Annotated in this window: 23 protein-coding genes; 17 read left to right on the top strand and 6 right to left on the bottom strand. The window is 40.4% G+C overall.

All coding sequences use genetic code 11. The features are described 5' to 3' along the window. Positions 1-32: 32 nt before the first annotated feature. The 7 genes from F986_RS07595 (at position 33) to F986_RS07565 (ending at position 5,313) form a co-directional block, all read left to right on the top strand. Entirely contained in the window at positions 33-1,292 is a 1,260-nt protein-coding gene (locus F986_RS07595) for a hypothetical protein (RefSeq protein ID WP_004693700.1), read from the top strand. 4 nt (positions 1,293-1,296) lie between these two features. After that, a complete protein-coding gene (locus F986_RS07590) occupies positions 1,297-1,584 on the top strand; it encodes a hypothetical protein (RefSeq protein ID WP_004693698.1) in 288 nt (95 codons plus the stop codon). Next, positions 1,581-1,967 (top strand): hypothetical protein, encoded by a 387-nt coding sequence (locus tag F986_RS07585; protein ID WP_004693696.1) that lies wholly within the window; start codon positions 1,581-1,583, stop codon positions 1,965-1,967. Before F986_RS07590 ends, F986_RS07585 begins: the two co-directional genes overlap by 4 nt. Positions 1,968-1,985: 18 nt before the next feature. After that, positions 1,986-4,064, top strand: coding sequence for a hypothetical protein (locus tag F986_RS07580; protein WP_004693694.1), 2,079 nt, complete (start codon positions 1,986-1,988; stop codon positions 4,062-4,064). Next, on the top strand, positions 4,057-4,287 hold the full coding sequence (locus F986_RS07575; RefSeq protein WP_004693692.1) for a hypothetical protein: 231 nt from the start codon (positions 4,057-4,059) through the stop codon (positions 4,285-4,287). Before F986_RS07580 ends, F986_RS07575 begins: the two co-directional genes overlap by 8 nt. 64 nt (positions 4,288-4,351) lie before the next feature. After that, positions 4,352-4,723, top strand: coding sequence for a hypothetical protein (locus F986_RS07570; protein ID WP_004693690.1), 372 nt, complete (start codon positions 4,352-4,354; stop codon positions 4,721-4,723). Between the two features lie 11 nt (positions 4,724-4,734). Next, entirely contained in the window at positions 4,735-5,313 is a 579-nt protein-coding gene (locus F986_RS07565) for a lysozyme (RefSeq protein ID WP_004693688.1), read from the top strand. A 104-nt stretch (positions 5,314-5,417) separates the two neighbouring features. On the opposite strand, the gene F986_RS07560 is transcribed toward F986_RS07565, so the two are convergent. The 4 genes from F986_RS07560 to F986_RS07545 all read right to left on the bottom strand — a co-directional run bounded on the left by F986_RS07560 (position 5,418) and on the right by F986_RS07545 (position 9,325). Continuing rightward, positions 5,418-6,680 carry a GNAT family protein gene (locus F986_RS07560; RefSeq protein WP_004693686.1) on the bottom strand — a complete coding sequence of 421 codons (1,263 nt, stop codon included), beginning with the start codon at positions 6,678-6,680 and terminating at the stop codon, positions 5,418-5,420. Between the two features lie 41 nt (positions 6,681-6,721). After that, the gene (locus F986_RS07555) at positions 6,722-8,020 is read right to left on the bottom strand and encodes a Y-family DNA polymerase (protein WP_004693684.1); all 1,299 of its coding nucleotides are present in this window, start codon (positions 8,018-8,020) and stop codon (positions 6,722-6,724) included. Continuing rightward, positions 8,017-8,583 (bottom strand): LexA family protein, encoded by a 567-nt coding sequence (locus F986_RS07550; RefSeq protein WP_004693682.1) that lies wholly within the window; start codon positions 8,581-8,583, stop codon positions 8,017-8,019. The genes F986_RS07555 and F986_RS07550 overlap by 4 nt, the downstream gene beginning before the upstream one ends. Before the next feature lie 91 nt (positions 8,584-8,674). Beyond that, on the bottom strand, positions 8,675-9,325 hold the full coding sequence (locus tag F986_RS07545; protein WP_004693680.1) for an SOS response-associated peptidase family protein: 651 nt from the start codon (positions 9,323-9,325) through the stop codon (positions 8,675-8,677). Between the two features lie 63 nt (positions 9,326-9,388). Here F986_RS07545 and F986_RS07540 point away from each other — a divergent pair, with 63 nt between their 5' ends. Next, positions 9,389-9,646 (top strand): hypothetical protein, encoded by a 258-nt coding sequence (locus F986_RS07540; protein WP_004693678.1) that lies wholly within the window; start codon positions 9,389-9,391, stop codon positions 9,644-9,646. Positions 9,647-9,759: 113 nt separating this feature from the next. Here the strand turns inward: F986_RS07540 and chrA are convergent, their stop codons facing one another. Together chrA and F986_RS07530 are read right to left on the bottom strand one after the other, a co-directional pair. Continuing rightward, positions 9,760-11,109, bottom strand: a complete 1,350-nt coding sequence (chrA, locus tag F986_RS07535) for a chromate efflux transporter (RefSeq protein ID WP_004693676.1) — start codon at positions 11,107-11,109, stop codon at positions 9,760-9,762. Then, positions 11,106-12,032: a chromate resistance protein ChrB domain-containing protein gene (locus F986_RS07530; RefSeq protein WP_004693674.1), complete on the bottom strand. Its 927-nt coding sequence runs from the start codon at positions 12,030-12,032 to the stop codon at positions 11,106-11,108. The genes chrA and F986_RS07530 overlap by 4 nt, the downstream gene beginning before the upstream one ends. A 357-nt stretch (positions 12,033-12,389) precedes the next feature. On the opposite strand from F986_RS07530, the gene lepA reads away from it, so the two are divergent. Genes lepA through miaE form a run of 9 tightly spaced genes read left to right on the top strand, consistent with a single transcriptional unit; the run spans position 12,390 to position 19,520 of the window. Beyond that, positions 12,390-14,207: a translation elongation factor 4 gene (lepA, locus tag F986_RS07525; RefSeq protein WP_004693672.1), complete on the top strand. Its 1,818-nt coding sequence runs from the start codon at positions 12,390-12,392 to the stop codon at positions 14,205-14,207. Positions 14,208-14,227: 20 nt separating this feature from the next. Further along, positions 14,228-15,055, top strand: coding sequence for a signal peptidase I (lepB, locus tag F986_RS07520; protein WP_004693669.1), 828 nt, complete (start codon positions 14,228-14,230; stop codon positions 15,053-15,055). Positions 15,056-15,076: 21 nt separating this feature from the next. Further along, positions 15,077-15,451 (top strand): DUF4845 domain-containing protein, encoded by a 375-nt coding sequence (locus F986_RS07515; protein WP_004693667.1) that lies wholly within the window; start codon positions 15,077-15,079, stop codon positions 15,449-15,451. Beyond that, on the top strand, positions 15,423-16,115 hold the full coding sequence (rnc, locus tag F986_RS07510; RefSeq protein WP_004693665.1) for a ribonuclease III: 693 nt from the start codon (positions 15,423-15,425) through the stop codon (positions 16,113-16,115). Before F986_RS07515 ends, rnc begins: the two co-directional genes overlap by 29 nt. A 6-nt stretch (positions 16,116-16,121) precedes the next feature. After that, positions 16,122-17,150: a GTPase Era gene (era, locus tag F986_RS07505; RefSeq protein WP_004693663.1), complete on the top strand. Its 1,029-nt coding sequence runs from the start codon at positions 16,122-16,124 to the stop codon at positions 17,148-17,150. A gap of 35 nt (positions 17,151-17,185) precedes the next feature. Then, positions 17,186-17,383, top strand: a complete 198-nt coding sequence (locus F986_RS07500) for an NF038104 family lipoprotein (protein ID WP_004693662.1) — start codon at positions 17,186-17,188, stop codon at positions 17,381-17,383. A 10-nt stretch (positions 17,384-17,393) separates the two neighbouring features. After that, positions 17,394-18,104, top strand: coding sequence for a DNA repair protein RecO (gene recO, locus F986_RS07495; RefSeq protein ID WP_004693661.1), 711 nt, complete (start codon positions 17,394-17,396; stop codon positions 18,102-18,104). A 13-nt stretch (positions 18,105-18,117) separates the two neighbouring features. Next, positions 18,118-18,843, top strand: coding sequence for a pyridoxine 5'-phosphate synthase (gene pdxJ, locus F986_RS07490; protein WP_004693660.1), 726 nt, complete (start codon positions 18,118-18,120; stop codon positions 18,841-18,843). A 23-nt stretch (positions 18,844-18,866) separates the two neighbouring features. Beyond that, positions 18,867-19,520 (top strand): MiaE family protein, encoded by a 654-nt coding sequence (miaE, locus tag F986_RS07485; RefSeq protein WP_004693658.1) that lies wholly within the window; start codon positions 18,867-18,869, stop codon positions 19,518-19,520. Positions 19,521-19,917: the final 397 nt, after the last annotated feature.

Raw genomic sequence — 19,917 nt, 5'->3', positions numbered from 1 at the left:
GCTTCGGCGGTCTTTTTTATGAGTAAATAAAAATGGTCGCAAGTACAGATATCAAATTTTTTGTGCATACCAATAACAATGCACCACAACTACAAAATACTTATGGCTCGATGATTAATGTGCTGGATGCTTGTCTGATAAATGGTATCAATATTGGCACAGTGTCATCCCTTACAGCATCAGGCACAACAGTCACTGCTTTGTTCAGCTCTGCCCATAATTTAATGCAGTATCAGGTGATTAAAATCACAGGAGTAAATCAGCCTGAATTTAATGGTGAACATCGCGTGCTCACTGCGCCAAATGCTCAAACAATCACATTTGAGCTTGCTGCAGTACCAAGCGTGACCGCTGCAACAGGTGTGATTACAGCATCATTACCGCCGCTAGGGTGGGAGAAACCATTCTCTAGCAGCAATCCAAGTGGTGGCGGCAAGGCTGCATATCGCTTTTTAAATCCATTATTGCCAAGTCGTCCATTTTTACGTGTGGTGGATGAATTGGACCCTGCATACACAGCAACTTATGCGAAATATGCGAAGGTCGGCATTGTTGAAGATATGACTGATATTGATACGATGTTTAATCAGGCACCGTACGATCTATCCTCACCAGATAAGAACTGGATTGGAACAGGAAGTGGGTCGTCGGCAGTTAATGGTTGGGCAAGATGGTATTATGCCTCGGATCAGGAGTTTTTTAACGCACAAGCTGATTCCTTAACCGCAACAACAGGAAATAGAAACTGGATTGTGGTGGGTAGTGAATCTTGTTTTTATATACTACCAACAGCCATACCTATGAGTTCGGATCATATTTGCTATGGATTTGGTGAATTTAAAAGCCTAATTGATGTCGATGCTTCAAATAACTTTTTGTCAGCATCCTTATCAAATAACCAAGCGTTTAACGGATTTAATAAAGCACAGGTAAATGGGATTGGGGCAACAGACGCCTTAAACAAAGTCTTACTACAACGGATATACAATCAGAATGCCGCTTCAGCATATGCAGAAAATTTCTCATTAGGGGTTGTAAAAGCAACAATTTACAGTGGATATACCAACTATTTAGCTGCAAGCCCGGCAAATAAACTAACCCCATTCGCACCTATTTTTTTAAAAGAAGATGGTGATGTTCTTCGTGGGGAATTAAACGGTGTTTTCTATGTACTTCAATCCAAACCACTAACGCACCTTTACACCTTTAAAGAAGATAATGAATATTTCATCGCAATTAACATTGCACACAACAACTCATATCGCGGACAAATAGTATTAAGAATAGGGTGATTGTATGAAGATCAATACAAAGATCAGGTTGGCGGTTAATAGTAATTCAGATGCTGTGATGAAAAGTAGCGGGTTTTACATAAAAGGGCAGGTCAAAGTGCAAAACTCGCCAATCGCCTGCCGTGTTCGGCTTTTTGAAAAGCTATCAGGCCGATTAATTGCGGACATACCTACTGATAAAAATGGCAACTATGAATTCGATAATTTAAATAGATTAAAATTTTTTATTGTTGCTCATCACCCGCAAGGCCTTTTTAACGCGGTCATTCAAGATAACGTGGTGCCAAAATGAGCAAATCATCAATCAAATCAAAGCTTGTGATGGCGCAAGCAAAAGCAGCATGGATGGATAGTGGCGCATCAAGCGCCACTATTGTTTTTTATGAAGGTGCACAACCCACAACACCCGAAACCGGAGCGGACTCAAACAAAGCACTTGTCACATGCACATTCCCTGAGCCATGCTTTAAAGAAGTCACAGCAAGCTATGTTGAGCTACACCCAACCAACACGGCGACCGTGATGAAAACAGGCACAGCCACATGGGCGCGGATCTATAATGGTGAAGGTGAGGTTGTAGATGATTTAGCTGTAGGTACAGACATTACGCTTGCAAATACGAATCTCGTACTTGGCGGTACGCTAGGCGTTCAGTCATTTAAAATCAGACCTTAATTTTAAAAAGGTGAGCATGTGAAATTTAAGCGAAAACTTGGCACAGTCGATGCTCACAATGTAAATCTTAACTTCACACCTGATAATACTGACAGTCACGACATCATCTTGAATTTTGAGCATTTAGCGACAGGCTCAACCAATCTAAACTTTGGTGATGATGTTACCGCTGAAATTGATACTCTGCTTGATGTTGATTTCAATTTTGAAGTTGGCGCGGTCTATGCGGATAGTGGTGTCAATACTTCCACGATTGACACGGTTTTAGATGCTGAATTTCAATATAGTGTTCATGCGGTATTTTCAGAAAATACAGATGTTATTGCTCAGATTGATTATGTACTTGATGCTGAGCTTAGCCTTGATGTTCAAGCGGTTTTTGCTGAAAACCTATGTACGGTTGATACGGTTTTAGATACTGAATTTCAATTTCAAATTGATGCTGTATTCGATATTAATCACATCGTCGGGGTGTCTTATGCGTTTGATGCTAGTTATCAAAAGGCAATCGCTGCTTTAAGTGTCGCAGCAATACCATGGGCAAAACCAATTCTAAGAGTCTCTAATGAGGCTCTTTTTTTTGATCAAGGATTAGTGGTCAGTCATGGCAACAAGGTTGCTTTTGAGCGTGGGCTGACTTTATCAGAATCCATCCATGCAGTATTTGACCAGGGCGAGAAACTCAGTCGAAATCTGGGTGTACGTTGGCAAGAAAATCTGAAGATCCGGATTGCACGCGATTTGTATTTTGATGAATCGATCAAGCTTCGATTAAATCGTGAATTCGATCATCAGGAGATGATCCGTAAACGCCGTAATATTTCATTTTCACATCAAGTCGCACACGTCTTTGAAAAGCGCTTCAGCTTTGATTGGGATAAAGGCTTAGAGCTAGTCACACAAGATGTGATCTCTTGGGATAAAGCTAAATCCATTCATTATCGCAAGCATCCGATTGAACCATGGCCAGATCCTGAAATTCCCGAATATCAGGGTACAGGTGATCTTAATTTCGTATGCCTGTGTCATGAGGTGGATTCGCATGATGTTGTTCTCAACTTTGGTGCGGATGATTGCATACCTGGCATACCGAATCGTAATTGGTGGTACATTTTGAATAGTTTATCTGTGACACGCCTAGACAATGGCGTAGAGATTGAAGTCTATGACGGGAATTACAGTACCGATCGCAGCAGCTGGTGCTGGTCCTATAGCTTGACTGTACCAGCTGCTGAGATTGGCAAACTTGAACCGATCAATGGCCAACCTGTGATTTTAAAAATTATCGTGAATGGTACCGAGCATCAAATGTTGCTTGAGAACCGCCGACGTTCTCGTAAATTTGCCCAGGATACCTACACCTTAATTGGCCGCAGTCAAACGGCACTACTTGCCGCACCGACAGCGCCTTTACGCTCCTTCTTACAAGAGAATGATCGAACCTCCGTCCAGTTGTGCCAAGCGGAGCTAGATCGCGTGTTTAGCGATACGGTACTGAATTGGCAGTTGATCGATGCACTGGGCTGGATCGTTGAGCGTGAATGCTTAAGTTATTCCAATTTAGCTCCAATCGATGCCATCAAGATGGTGGTTGAAAGCGGTGGTGGGTTTATTTATAGCGAAAAGGGCAGCAATACGCTGACGATTAAACCGCTTTATAAAAAGACCTTCTGGGATGTGCTGTCAATCGCTGAATATGATCGCTTATTGCCTGAGTCTGTAGTGCTGAGTCAATCAACCGATTATCAGATCTATCCTGATTACAACGGCATTACGCTGACAAATGACCGTAAAGGACCACCAGCTCAGGTAAAACGTACTGGCACTAGTGCTGATATTCTACTTCAACCTGATAACAATCCGTTGTTCAACTATGTCAGCATGAAGGCCTATGGCAAAGCCAAACTTGCCAAAGCAGGGATGGTTGAAACTCATACCTACAGCATGCCGATTTCGCCTGAAGTAGGTGAATGTGTACCAGGAGAGGTGCTGGCATTTAATGCGGAATGGTGGGGCATTGTAGATAGTGTTAGCGTCTCGTTCAGCCACGCAGTGGTCAATCAAACTGTGAAAGTGGAGCGTGTCAATCGTGAGTAATGCATTACAGCGTTTAATTGATTTACTTCCTGCGGCTGCAGAATTTGTAGGAACCATTACCAGCGTGGACCATCCCAATTACAAAGTGTTGGTGGTGGGTGGATCGGGTTTAAATCTGGTGACCAGTTCAACACGTTACAACCTTGGAGCAACAGTATTTGTATCTGATGGTGAGATTAAACGACTCGCACCATTGGGTGAAGTGATTCAAATCGAAGTTTAAGTTTTTAAAAAGTATATGGCGCTCATTGAGCGCTTTTTTATTGCCAAAAAATTAGGAGTGGTCTATGAATGACCCGTTAAGCATCAAGGGCCTACCATGGCTTTTTAAAATTATCGCTGCAGTGGTTGGGGCAATCTTTGCTCTGACGTTATCAGGGGATATCGATACCGAGGGACGAATTAAAATCACGATGGGGGTGATTATGAAGTTCACGTTTAGTGTGGCGATTAGTCTGTATGGTGGTTCAGCATTTATTGAATATTATGGTTGGCATGTCTATTCACATATGACGCAAGGCTTTGTAATGTTGATCTTTGCGATTTTCGGAATGTTGTTAATTGGCATCTGGTATCAAGCGATTCAGCTGTTACGTGGTAAAACCATTGGTGAACTAATCTATGAAATTCGATCAGCTTTTAAAGCAATGTTTAAGTGAGTAAGTGAAAAATGAAACATATTTTTGATTTTTTAAGAAAGATCAGTGGTGGAACACTTACTCAAAAGCAAGTCAATGCTGCCAACCAAGTGATTGCAACGGCTACAGATGCAACGGTGGCTGATATGTTGGGTATTGCGATCGACCAGATGGTGGTTAGTCTTTTTGGTGTGGATCTCATCTGTGGTTTTGAAGGAAAACGGCTTGCTGCATATGACGATGGTGTGGGGGTATGGACGATTGGATTCGGTACCACAGTTTATCCGAACGGCATTAAAGTTATGAAAGGTGATACCTGCACGGAAGCACAAGCTAAGACATACATGGCACATGATTTAAAGAAGTTTGAAGCTACTGTAAATAAGGCAGTCACAGTGCAACTTAATCAAAATCAGTTTGATGCACTGCTATCACTTGCTTACAACATTGGGGCTAGTGCTTTTAGTCAATCAACTTTAGTTAAAAAACTGAATGCCAATGATATTCGCGGTGCAGCGGATCAGTTTGATGTATGGGTGAATGCAGGTGGTAAACGCATGCAAGGACTTGTGAATCGTCGTGCTAAAGAAAAGGCTTTGTTTCTATCATGATCAAAGCATTATTGCTGTGCATCCTGCTTTCAGGCTGCACAGCGCATTCGATTTCGACAAAAGTGCATGTCACTGTCTGTGTTCAGTGTGTGAATTGAGAAAGTCTATAGATATAAATGCATTGGAATTCCAGCTTTAAATACAGATATTCCTTTTCTAGCAACCTCACTATCCTCAACCACAAAGCCATGGCTCTCAAAGAAAGGTATGAGGTCTATATTTGCAGCAGTTAGACTTATTTGATTTATGCCATGCTGTGAACAGTATAATTTTGCGTTCAAAATAAGCTGAGAGAATGCGTTTAACCCCTCATACTTTTGAAGTGTGTATTTTTCCTTTGGTTTAAATATGTTTTGAAAACATACATCATGTATCTTTAGTGCACCATTAAAGGTCGTCGATAAGAAAAGCTCAGCTACGGGAGTAGGGTTTTCATTAATAAAAACTTTCATTGCGATTAAATCATCAAAGATTAAAGCCCCAATTCTTCGTTCGATTTGTTTGTAAAGTATCTTATTATCTGCATTGAATGACTCTCCAATGCGACGTTGTTCTTCAGGTAGTTGATTTCTTACACAATGGTTGTGCCACCCTGATGCACAGTTTTCGTAAAACGCACCTTTAAGTTCAGAGTTTTGTAGAATAGAGTCTAAATCTCTAATATGTTTAATTTTATAATCGTATTGTTCACCAAGAGCTTGTTGTATTGACTCTAATGGCAATATATCACTTAAATGCATCACGTCAGATATAGGTGAGACTCGTTTACTAAAATCCACGTAATTTTCAGTTTGCGCAACCTCTACTAAGCCTTCAGATTGCTTTTTTTGGTTTTCCCAAAAAAAATGTGAATCAATATTACAATACTCTGCTGTACTCTCGAGGTTTTTTATATAAGCCATATCAATACGAGGTATTTTATCTTCAAGTACAGTACAATTTTCTGTGTCTGGCAGAAATAATATTTCTTTGTTGCGCTCTAAATCGAAACTTATTTCGTGTAACTCATTTTTATTATTTTTCCAGACGGCATGTCTTTCAGCCATAATATAAGCATCTTCTAAGTACCAGATTTTATATCCTGCAACCAATGTTCCCCCATCTCTTTGAATTTTATCTCTAACATTGATATCACAATTGTCTAATGTAGATTTTGGTTCGGGTGTAACTTTTAAGTAAAGGGGGGCAATTTTAGAAATTTTATTACAAAAATTTTTAACTTTATCATCAATTATTCTTGGTACTTTTAGGTTAGTTGAATCTTTAAGTAATTCTTCATATTTCTCATTAGAATATAAATTCACAATATTTGCTTCGGCTAATTTTATACGTTCTGCCAAGCTGCCGCGTTGTTTTGCTTGCCCCACAATTTTCTCCAAATTTTATAATAGCTTGATAAGCTATTAGACTAATCATCAATAGTCAACATCCCTTCCCAGCTAAAATAATCCCTCGTCAAACTTCCTCGACTCATCGACCAGCCACGGTTCGGCAATTTGCATGGTCCGATCGCAAGCTTCTTATCCCCAAACCGCTCCTTAACGCCTTCCATAGCAAGCTGCAGCTTCTCATTGCGTTCTATAGATTCAACATCTGAGAGCAGGTCAGGAATATAGGCTGCCTTGTTCTCGATACACGTTAAAATCACACCACATTTTTTAAACTCGATACCTTCTTGAAATAGTTCATCCATTTGCTTCATCACAGCTTTATTCATGACTGCAGCAGAGTCAGTAGGCTCAGCAAACCCAACACTGATAGATTTCTTATAAAACGGTTTGTTCTTATCAAATGGATTGGACTCAGCAAAAGCAATCACGCAGCCACATAAGCTTTTATCCTCACGTAGACGTTTAACAGCTGACTGCAGATAATCACTCATTGCCTCAGACAAAGATTCTTTATCTGTTACACGTTGGCCAAACGACCTCGATGAGATGATTTGTTTTTTAGCGGGTGGGGCATGTTCAATTTCAATGCAAGAAATGCCTTGCAACTCAGCTACCGTCTGGGCCATAACAATAGAAAAGAGGCTTTTCATATTGCGCGGCTCAGTTCGTGTGAGATCCTGAACGGTATGCACACCCATGGCATGTAGTTTCTTACTGTGCTGTCGACCGACTCCCCAAACCTCAGAGACATCGATCAAACTAAAAAAGTAATCTTTATGTTTTGGGTCCATGGATACCAAATTGCAGACACCCGAAAAGCGTTTGGCTTTCTTGGCCATATGGTTGGCAATTTTGGCTTCGGTCTTACTTCGACCAATTCCGATTGATACAGGCAAGCCGATCCATTTAGAGATACGCTCACGCATGTCTTGCGCGTATTCAGTTAAATCGAATTTATGCTCATAAGTGGTTAGATCTAGAAAACATTCATCGATAGAGTAGATCTCATGCTCACCTGGTGCAACATAGTCGGCAAGGATGCTGTGAAAGCGCTCGGACATTTCAGCATAGACTTTGTAGTTGCTCGAAAGCACTTCTACATTGTGCTTCTCAACAATGTCTTTGATTTGGAATAGGGGCACACCCATTTTAATCCCAAGATCTTTGGCTTCCTGCGAACGTGCAACTGCACAGCCGTCATTGTTTGAAAGCACAATGACCGGTCTATTATTCAGCTTTGGATTAAACACACGCTCACAACTGACGTAGCAATTGTTCACGTCAATTAAGGCATAGATCTTGTTTTCACTTCTCATCTGAAGCTCTTTAGAACACGGGTGACAACACCCCAAATAATGAATTCTTGTCCTTCACTGAAATGAATGTCGTCGTAATCAGGGTTTTCAGCTTTTAGCCAACATACTCCAGCATCTTCACACATGAGACGCTTTACGGTGAACTCATTATCAACCAGTGCTATCACGATGTCCCAATGCTTAGCCTCAAGACTACGATCGACAATCAACTCGTCGCCAATATCGATCCCAATATTGATGAGTGATAGTGAATTAACACGCACGATAAACGTAGCGGCTGGATTCTTAATGAGGTGCTCATTAAGGTCTAGTGTCTTATCGACATGATCTTGCGCAGGGGAAGGGAAACCTGCTTGAACGCGCTCAGTGGCCAATGGGATAGCCATATGTGTGACTGGATCAACTTGGCGGATGTGATCAATTTCAGGGTCAGCTTTATCTTTCTTAAGAAAAGCTTTGATTTCTAAAACAGAAGAGTTTGGTACACGGATGAGCGTGGTCAATTCTGAGCGTTTTCGCCCCGCACCGGGTCTCACACCACCATGGTTCTTGATATCGTTCATAGCCAAACTTGATTTCTGTAACAGATTTCAAGATTGTAGATTTCGGTAAAAATAAATTCAAATTTAAAAGCTGTGGATAATCAACGGGCCTTCAAATTAGATTAGGTTGAAGGCCATTTTCGGATAAGCGGGATTTAGGGAAAGTGATGTACTCATCCTGCATTTCAAAGAAGAACTCATGCGCCTCTTTAAAGCTACAATTCAGCCATTCTTCGCGGTATTCATCAGGGATTACGATGATCGAGCGCTTCTCATCATTAGGCTTATGGAATTGCTTCATGAAAGGATGTTTATCGGCATTGATGGTGAGCATACTCATCGATCGAATTTGCTCTCCAGCGATGACAGCATTCTCGTATATGGCCGCCACAGTAAAGGGCATACCATCTTCATGTGCAATGCCATACCAGTGTGACTTCCCATCAATGTATTTAGGTTCAAAAATGGTTTCGACAGGGATTAGGCCAAACTGAGACTTATGCCAAGCATCTCTAAAACTGGGCTTCTCAGCAACCGTTTCAGTCCGAGCATTGTAGGTGTATTTACCGAAACTATTTTCTTTGGCCCACTTAGGAATCATCCCAAAATTAACGGAACGCCATTCGATCTTGCCGTCATTGGAAAAGATCAAAGGTGAGGGGAAGTTAGGAAATATATCTTCAGGGAATTCCAATTGATCAGGCTCAGGAAGATCTAGGAGGAATGCACGATTCTTTCGGATCGCTTCAAAGTTTGCGCACATAGACTTATCTCTTTTTATTCTTTATGATCATCGCTCAAATAATAACCCAACTAAGAATAAAAAATGATTTCAAAACAGTTTAGGATCGTCAATGGAATTCTTGCGGTCATCGGCATTGCTGCATTCATATTTTTCCAGTATCAAATGAGACCTGATACGCTTGGTGGCTTCAAGGAAGGCACAGAAGAGTATTACGGTTATCAATACGCACGTGATAACAACCTAAAGAGTGCGGATCAATGCGATGATGAAAAGGATGATCCTGAAATGAATATCAATGATGCATTTATCAAAGGCTGCAGGAGCTCTTTCGAGAAATAATTGCTTGGCACCTGTCAGAATACGTAAATTTCTCAGAAGGACAATGCATAAAGATAAGTAATAGGATGAGTGATAAAATTGGCTGCGCTACTTATAAGTTGCGCAGCTGTTTTTCAGATTATGAGCTTAATTACTAATCCTAGTAACGCCGAACCGATGATGACTCGGAGAACACTCTGATTAAACTTAAATAATGCGACTATAGCTAAAATAGCAATAATGGCAGAAATATAATCAAAACTTCCTTCAAAGCCCTTTGGCCAAAGCACGTGGTAGCATAAAAAGAGGGCTAAATTCAAAATTACACCCACCACGGCAGCGGTAATGGCTGTTAAAGGGGCTGTGAATCTAATTTGATCATGTGTGGACTCTATGACAGGCGCCCCCGCTAAAATGAAGAAAAATGAGAAAATAAAAGTAAACCAAGTGACAATGATTGCACCTAATGCACCCGCAATAAATTGATGCTCAACACCTAATAGAGATTGATTGTAAGCCGCCAAGAAGCCGACAAAAGCTACCACCATGATCAACGGACCAGGAGTACTTTCACCTAGAGCTAGTCCATCAATCATTTGAGTTGGTGTCAGCCAGTGATAAAAACCGACGGCCCCCTGATATACGTAAGGCAGAACAGCATAAGCTCCCCCGAATGTCATAAGAGCAGCTTTAGTAAAAAACCAAGCAAGTTGAGTATAAGAATGACTCCATCCAAAAATTGCTGTTAAAGAGATGAGCGGAATTATCCATAAAAGTGCTGAGATTACTGCTATTTTGATTAGATGCGACCATTTAAAAATGGCGTGTTCAGGTGTGGGAGTGTCGTCATCAATAATTGCACGACCATAAGATTTTTGACTGGAATGATGTGCATTTACCTGAAATAACTCTGGAAGCTTTTTACCTGCGAAATAGCCTGATATAGCTGCACATAGAACAATTAAAGGGAAAGGGACATTAAAAATAAATATTGCAATAAAAGCGACAACTGCAATTGCCCATAGAAATTTATTCTTTAATGATCGACTACCGATACGATAAGTGGCATGAAATACAATGGCTGCAACTGCTGGCTTAATGCCATAAAACAAGCCCGCAATGATCGGGACATCTCCATATTTAACATAAACCCAAGACAACCCGATCAGGATAAATAGAGAGGGTAAAACAAAGAAAACACCTGCAACGATGCCTCCTTTGGTTTTATGCATTAACCAACCAATATAAGTTGCGAGTTGTTGAGCTTCAGGCCCAGGTAACAACATGCAATAGTTCAGAGCATGCATAAACCGCTTTTCTGAAATCCATTTTTTTTCTTCAACCAGCTCTTGATGCATAACAGCAATTTGCCCAGCAGGGCCTCCAAAGCTGATGAATCCGAGTTTTAACCAAAATTTAAAAGCTTGCCAAAAGCTAATAGATTCAATTTCTATTTCATTTGACAAAGATGGCTTATTGTTCATGCTAAATTCCTTTGAAAGTCTGCATACAAGCCATCAAAAATATGGTTTGAAAGCTGGAGTAATTGATCATCATTTGTGATCGTGCTTCTGAGACCTTGTAAGATTTTTTCAATACCTAATGCTTCAGCAGGCTCATTTCCTCCAACATCTAAAAAATGAACAATTTCAGCGATTTTATTTAAAGCAGGGTTTTGTAATTTAAAGCTATGCATTAACACTTCATAAGTGACTAGATTATTGATATGCGTAAATTTGGCATGATCAAAATCGAAACCTAAGGCATCCTTTGGGCAATCATCGGGGTGCTCTAACCAAATAAATTCTGCCTGAGGGTCTACAAATTTTTGAATGATCCATGCTGATGCCAAACGGTCAACCCAAGGACGCTTTCTAGTTGCCCATGTTTTATTTTGAAAATCTTGCTTAAAAAAGACTTCTAATTGCTCATCAGAATTATTCGGCTCATCGTCTTCACCTAGTCGAGCAATCGTATTCTCTAAACGAGTAAGTTCATTGAGTGTTTTATTTTGTTGAATATTAGGGAAAAAATCGATTTCTATTAGTGAATTGAGATTTTTTCTTAGTTTTCGAGTCTGCTTGAGATGTTCTTTTTTCTTACTTTCTTCAAGCGTACTTTGTATTTGAGAAATTTCAGTTCTGAGTTCCTCATACTCTCCAGTCCGATCAAAAAGTTGTGCCAGATCTAGATGTGCAGGAGCTTCAGCGTGAAAGATATAAGCATGTCCATTTTCATTGAAATGATCATCGATAATAGTATCGAATTTTTCAGAATGTATTGCTGGTAGGAGATAGACGCCATCTCTTAGTGTAGCTGCACCATTCGATTTTAATGAACGCCAAATTCGCATTCTGGCGGCAGTACTTTGACTAGGCAGTGATGATACAAGTAATGATAATTTCATGTTATAAACTCAACATATTTTGTTTAATATATAACATCTTTATTTTTTTGGTAATGGATTTAATTGAATAACAATATGCGTAAAAAGAATAAATAGTTTTTTGACTTAAAGAGGGTGACTATATAAGTACAATTAAAATAAAAAATGCTGACAACCTTATGAATCAGGGCAACGCTATAGCTTTAATGTATGAGTTGTATTCTGTTTGTTCTGTAAGATAGTTTTTCTCAATCACAATATATATTTTTAACACTTATCTGCTTATACTGTGCGAAGTTTTTAGCAACATTCTTTTTGCACGTCGTTTGTACTTTTACAGTTGAGTACATGATTGTGTACATATTTTTAGAGTAGTTTATGGCAGTTGTAAAAAAGTCTGTAGATATCAATAATATACGAAACTTTAGCATTATTGCTCACATTGACCACGGGAAGTCAACGCTCGCTGACCGCTTTATTCAAACCTGTGGTGGTTTGCAAGATCGTGAAATGCAAGCACAAGTACTTGACTCCATGGAACTTGAACGTGAGCGTGGTATTACCATTAAAGCTGCGTCGGTTACTTTGTATTACACCCATCCAAATGGTCAAGAGTATCAATTGAACTTTATTGATACACCAGGGCATGTCGATTTTTCATATGAAGTGTCACGTTCATTGGCGGCTTGTGAAGGTGCATTGTTGGTTGTAGATGCGGCGCAGGGCGTGGAAGCACAGTCGGTTGCGAACTGCTATACCGCAATTGAGCAAGGTCTCGAAGTCCTTCCTGTACTAAATAAAATTGATTTACCACAAGCTGAACCTGAACGTGTGATTCAAGAAATTGAAGACATTATTGGTATTGAAGCAACTGAAGCGCCAACTTGTTCGGCAAAAACAGGTCTTGGGATTGATAGCGTTTTAGAAACCCTTGTTAATGTCATTCCTGCACCTACTGGTGATCGTAACGCGCCACTACAAGCTTTAATTATCGACTCTTGGTTTGATAACTACTTAGGCGTGGTTTCTTTGGTGCGCGTGAAAGAAGGTCGTGTGCGTAAGGGCGACAAGATGTTGATGAAATCAACAGGCCAAACGCACATTATTACTTCTGTGGGGATTTTCAATCCTAAGCATACTGAGACAGACATCCTTGAAGCGGGTGAAGTTGGTTTCGTAATTGCAGGGATTAAAGACATTTTTGGTGCGCCAGTGGGTGATACGATTACCCTTGCCAACACACCAGAAGTCAAAACCTTACCGGGCTTTAAAAAAGTGAAGCCGCAGGTTTATGCAGGTTTGTTCCCAATTGATTCAAGTGAATTTGAACCGTTCCGTGAAGCTTTGCACAAACTTCAGATCAATGACTCGGCGTTATTTTTTGAACCTGAAAGCTCAGATGCTTTAGGTTTTGGTTTCCGTTGTGGCTTCTTAGGCATGCTACATATGGAAATCGTGCAAGAGCGTTTAGAGCGTGAGTATGATTTAGACCTCATTTCATCTGCACCGACAGTGATTTATGAAGCGGTGATGAAGAATGGTGAAACGATTTATATCGATAGCCCATCTAAAATGCCAGATGGTTCAACGGTCGAAGACTTACGTGAGCCGATTGCTGAGTGCCATATCCTTGTACCGCAAGAGTATTTGGGTAATGTGATGACTTTATGTGTGGAACGCCGTGGTGTTCAAAAAGACATGAAGTTTATGGCGAACCAAGTTTCGATCACTTTTGAAATTCCAATGGCGGAAGTGGTGATGGACTTCTTTGATAAATTGAAGTCGTGTTCACGTGGTTTTGCGTCGCTCGATTATAACTTTGTGCGTTTTGAAAGTTCATCATTGGTAAAAGTCGATGTATTGATCAATGGCGATAAAGTCGATGCCTTGGCAATGATTTGTCACCGTCAAGATGCCCGTCACCGAGGTATTGCATTGGTTGAAAAAATGAAAGATTTGATCCCACGTCAAATGTTTGATGTGGCAATTCAAGCAGCCATTGGCGCGCAAATTATTGCTCGTTCAACTGTAAAGGCAATGCGTAAAAACGTATTGGCGAAATGTTATGGTGGTGACGTTTCTCGTAAGAAGAAACTGCTATCGAAGCAAAAAGAAGGTAAGAAACGCATGAAGCAAGTGGGAAGTGTAGAAATCCCACAAGAAGCGTTCTTGGCTGTGTTGAAAGTAGAAAGATAAAAAGGTAGGAATATAAGCCCATGGATTTTGATTTTAATTTGATACTTGTTCCTGTCACACTGATTTTCTTTTTGGTGTGGTTGCTCGATAAGTTTGTATTTAAACAACGAGCGACGAAAGGCAAGGGAAATGAAAATTTTGTCATTACGTGGGCTTATGATTTCTGGCCAGTCCTTGCGATTGTCCTATGTCTACGTTCATTCTTTTATGAACCTTTTAATATTCCTTCCGACTCGATGGTCCCGACTTTAGAAACAGGTGACTTCATCTTGGTCAACAAGTTTGACTATGGTGTACGCCTGCCGATCGTGAATAAAAAAGTGATTGATGTGGGTGAGCCTGAGCGTGGCGATGTGATTGTCTTCCGTTATCCACCGCAACCGACGATCAGCTATATCAAACGTGTAGTTGGTATTCCTGGCGATCACATTGTTTTTGATCATGGCCAATTAACCATTAATGGTCAAAAAGTTGCTAAAGTGCCTGTTGAATTTAGCCGTGAAAAAGACCGTTTAGACACGCCTACTTCGATATATCATAAAGAAACGATTGGCAAGCATACCTTTACCATGCGTGAGTTAGAAGGTGTTAATGTTGCACGCCAAGCACCCTATATTAACTTTGTAGAAAATGGTAAATACTCTGCTGAAAATGGTTTATATTGGGAAGTGAAAGTAAAAGAAGGCGAGTACTTTGCGATGGGGGATAATCGCGATCAAAGTGCTGACAGTCGTTTCTGGGGAATGGTTCCTGAACAGAACCTAACAGGTCGTGCATTTTATATTTGGATGCATAAAGAACCTGGCTTTAAGTTGCCGTCATTTAACCGTAACGGTAGCATTGACTAATATCGATTCGGAAAATAAAAAATGCGTAAGAATCAACAAGGGGCATCTTATATCGCCATTTTATTTGCAATCATGGGGTTTGCATTTATGGCGAAAGTGGCTATTGCAGTTTGGGCTCCCTATTTTGATGATCGGATGATCAATAGCCAAATTGAGGAAGTATTTCAAAGCAGCCCGAAAAATATTCAGCCCGCGGAGTTTGAGAGTCAGCTTTCAAAGCGTTTGGATATGAATGGCATTCGTGATGTGAAGATTAAAGAAATTATGCAAGTCACCAATACCGAAGGGTTGCAGGTGAAAAAGGAGTATGAGGTAAGAAAACCCTTCTTACTGAATATAGATTTAGTATTAAAGTTCGAGAAAAGTTTTGATCAAAGCTCAGTCCAAGCTAAGTGAAGCCCGCTTAGCGAGCCGTATCGGTTATCAGTTTAAACAACCTGAGTTACTTCAGCTTGCACTGACCCACCGATCGGTGAGCCACAAATACAACTATGAGCGCCTAGAGTTTCTAGGCGATTCTTTGTTAGGGATGATTATTGCAAATTATCTCTATAAAGCTTATCCAACTGAGAACGAGGGCCGTTTGACGCGTATGCGTGCAACCTTGGTTCGTCAGGAAGCTTTAGGTAAAATTGCAAATGATTTAAAACTGAGCCAGTCACTCATTTTAAGTACAGGTGAATTAAAATCAGGTGGACATCATCGCGAGTCCATCCTTGCGGATACGGTTGAATCGATTATTGGTGCAATCTATGTGGATTGTAGTGATTTAACGGTGTTGGAGCCGATTGTGTTAAAATGGTACGAGCCATATTTAGACCATATCGAGCCAACCGATCAACTTAAAGATCCTAAATCTCGTTTACAAGAATATCTTCAGGCACGAAAAAAAGCTCTCCCAGTTTATGATGTGGTCGATATTCAAGGTGATGCACCCAATCAGCATTTCAAAGTGGAATGTAAAGTGGATGGATTGTCTGTTGTAAATGGTGAGGGCACCAGCCGTCGTTTTGCTGAACAAGCTGCCGCGGCGGATATTTTAAAACTTTTGGAGCAGTAATCTGCCATGTCAAATTCTTCCGATCACATCGATGCTGATCACGAGTCGCAAAGTGACAGTAATGATTTAATTAGCCAGTTTTTTAGCGAACAAGGCACAGAAATCCCAACGGATTTTCGTAGCGGCTTTGTGGCAATTGTAGGTCGTCCAAACGTAGGCAAGTCTACGTTGATGAACCATTTGTTGGGTCAAAAATTATCGATTACTTCACGTAAACCACAAACCACACGTCATAAGATTGTGGGAATTGATTCACGTGCAAAATCTCAAGCAGTATTTGTTGATACACCAGGGATGCATAAAAAAGAAGTACGCGCCATCAATAAAATGATGAATCGTGCTGCATCATCTGCATTGCGTGATGTCAACTTGGTATTGTTTGTTCTAGATGCAGACAAATGGACTCAAAACGATGAACTCGTTTTGGAAAAACTCAAAAATGCTGAGATGCCAGTGATTCTGGTGATCAATAAAATTGATACACTTGAAAATAAAAATCATGCATTACCGTTAATTCAAGAACGTGCAAAATTAATGAATTTTGCTGAAATTGTTCCTGTTTCTGCACTCCGTGGTGCAAACTTAGACCATCTGCGCGATACCATCGAAAAATATTTACCTTTCCAACCGCCGATGTATTCATTGGATCAACTGACAGATCGTTCTGAGCGTTTCTTGGCATCAGAAATTATCCGTGAAAAGATTATGCGTCAGTTGGGTGAAGAACTACCTTATGATTTAACCGTGCAAATTGAGTCGTTTAAGACTGAAGAAGCAACGGTGAATGAAAAAACAGGTCGTCCAAAACCAGCGTGTACATACATTGATGCAACGATTTTTGTAGACCGTCCAGGCCAGAAAGCGATTGTGATTGGTGAAAAAGGCGCTAAGCTTAAGAAAATTGGTATGGATGCCCGTATCGATATGGAAAAAATGTTTGAACAAAAGATCATGCTGACGCTTTGGGTTAAAGTGAAAGGCGGTTGGTCTGATGATGAGCGTGCATTGAAAAGCTTAGGTTATAGCGATATCTAAGTTTTAAGAAAACAAATTTTTATAGGGATGGTGTTATGGTCAAGGTGTTCGCAGTAATGGCTTGTATGTTGTTTTTGCAAGGTTGTATACACAAGATCGTCACCGTTCCTGTAAAGATTGCTTATAAAACCACAAAAGGCGTGGTGAAAGGAACCGCAGCTGTGGTTGGTGCTGTTATCCCAGATGGGGATGATGAAGACAGCGAACAGAATGATAAAGATAAAAAAGATTAGTTAATTCCTCATGCGCAATGAAGTACTACATGGTTATTTAATTCACCATAGAAAATACCGTGAACGTAGTCATATTGTGCATTTATTTACCCAAGAGCATGGGCGAGTTGATGGTATTCTAAGGCAAACCCCGCCGCCACAATATCAGCCGATTTGTTTACAAGCTTCGGGTAAATCTGAGCTCAAAAATTTTACAAAACTTGAAATTGTCAATCAGCCGATTTTTTTCTTCGGGGATGCTTTTTTTTCAGGTTTTTATCTCAATGAGATCCTACTCAGGCTGTGTCCGCTCGAAGTACAAATGGAGCAAAGTTTTGCTCAATATGCGCATACGCTAACGCAATTACAACAACTGGCGCAGCAAGCCGATCCTAATCAGTTTTTAAAACAAATTCTAAGACAGTTTGAGCATGAACTGCTGGAAGATTTGGGCTATGCCTTAGATTTTTCAACTGATGCCAATCAACTAGAAATTCAAGCATCACTCAACTATATATTCCAGCTGAATGAAGGCTTTATTCCTACTGCACAAGCTTCGCGATCGACCTTAAATGGACAGCAAATTTTAAGCATGTGCCAATATGAAAAGGGTAGGGATTTTGGTTTGGAGCAGTTACAATTACTGACCAAGTTGTATCGACAAATGATCAGTTCCTTGTTGGGCGATCGCCCCTTAAAAAGTCGTCAGTTGTGGATTCAGAACACTCAAACTCAATCGTAATTAGGAAATGAATATGGCTGCATTACTTGGTGTAAATATTGACCACGTGGCAACTTTACGACAAGCGCGTGGGACTTCTTATCCAGATCCAGTTAATGCAGCATTGATCTGTGAGCAAGCAGGGGCTGAAGGGATTACCTTGCATTTACGTGAAGACCGTCGTCATATTCAAGATGATGATGTGCGTCGTATGCGCCCAGCACTTAAAACACGTATGAATTTGGAACTTGCAGTTACAGAAGAAATGATTGCATTTGCCAAAGAAATTAAACCGCACCATGTGTGTTTCGTTCCTGAAAAACGCCAAGAAGTGACGACCGAAGGTGGTTTAGATGTGGTTGGACATTTTGATGATGTCAAAGCGGCGACTCAAGCGTTGTCTGAGATTGGCTGTGATGTGTCCTTGTTTATTGATGCTGACTTTGCACAAATTGATGCAGCAATTGCTTGTGGTGCACCAACCATTGAAATTCATACAGGCGCTTATGCTGATGCAGAAACAGCTGAAGCTCAGCAACATGAGCTTGAGCGTATTATAAAAGGTGCTGAATATGCAGCATCAAAAGGTTTGGTAGTCAATGCTGGGCACGGACTCAACCTTGAAAATGTAACGCCAATTGCGCAAATTCCACAGATTCACGAATTAAACATCGGACATTCACTGATTGCCGATGCTATTTTTGTGGGCTTGGAACAAGCTGTACGCGAAATGAAAGCAGTGATTAAAGCTGCACGTTAATTTAAAGTTTTTAAGATTTGAATATGTCGAATATCAATTATGATGAACTCATGAAGCCCGTCATGGACTTCTTGGGCTGTGAAACACCTAAAGCTTGGTTGACTGAAGCACTGAATAATCTTGATGTGCTGATGCAAGACCACGCGAATTGTGAGAAGAAAGCTGCAGGTACCGCGATGAACCTGATGTTTCGTTATAGCTTTTTTACCGATTTACAGGTCAAGCTTGCGCAACTGGTTCGTGAAGAAATGCTGCATTATGAGCAAGTGCTTGCATTTATGAAAAAGCGCGGGTTAGAGTGGAGCAATCTAAGTGCAGGTCGCTATGCGGGTGGTTTACGTAAAGAAGTACGGACTTATGAGCCTGAGGCTTTAATTGATATTTTAATCATTGGTGCCTTTGTAGAAGCGCGTTCATGTGAGCGTTTTTACGCGTTAGCACCCTTGGTTGATGATGAATTAGGTCGTTACTATCGTTACTTGCTGAAGTCTGAATCACGTCATTTTGAAGATTATTTGGCTCTGGCTTTAGAGGTTGCGCAAACGGGGAAATTGAAAAATCCGAAAGAAGATATTCAAGCCCGTATTGATCATATCCGTAATGTCGAAAAAGAGCTAATTAGTACACCTGATGATGTGTTCCGTTTCCATAGTGGCGTGCCTGTGCAAGCGGCTTAGAAATAAAGCGGGTGAATGCCACAGTTTGTAGACTGTTCGAAAGTTGCAAATTCTCAGTGTAGATAGCCTTGACTCATTAAAAAGCCCAATCTTTATCGATTGGGCTTTTTAATTAAAGATGGGTAGATATGATGTATTGAGAGCTGTAATTTCTTTCAATAAAATCGCGAAATATGAGTTAGTGGAATGAGTTATTTGAGTAGGTGTGCTTAGAATTTAGACGATGATTTATTGTACTTTTTTATATCTTCCACGTTCCACCATTGCACCTCATGAAAAATTGTTGCATCAGAAAGAGTATTTTGCAAAATTTCAGAGACATGACTTAATTGGGTTGAAAGATCTATTTTCTTAAAAAAATGTTTTTTAATGATTGGCTGTAGTGGGTGAATAAAAA

It is taken from the genome of Acinetobacter johnsonii CIP 64.6, from assembly GCF_000368045.1.
GTDB classification, from domain to species: domain Bacteria; phylum Pseudomonadota; class Gammaproteobacteria; order Pseudomonadales; family Moraxellaceae; genus Acinetobacter; species Acinetobacter johnsonii.
The sequence above is the reverse complement of the archived record's forward strand: the minus strand, read 5'-3'. Positions and strand labels throughout refer to the sequence as shown.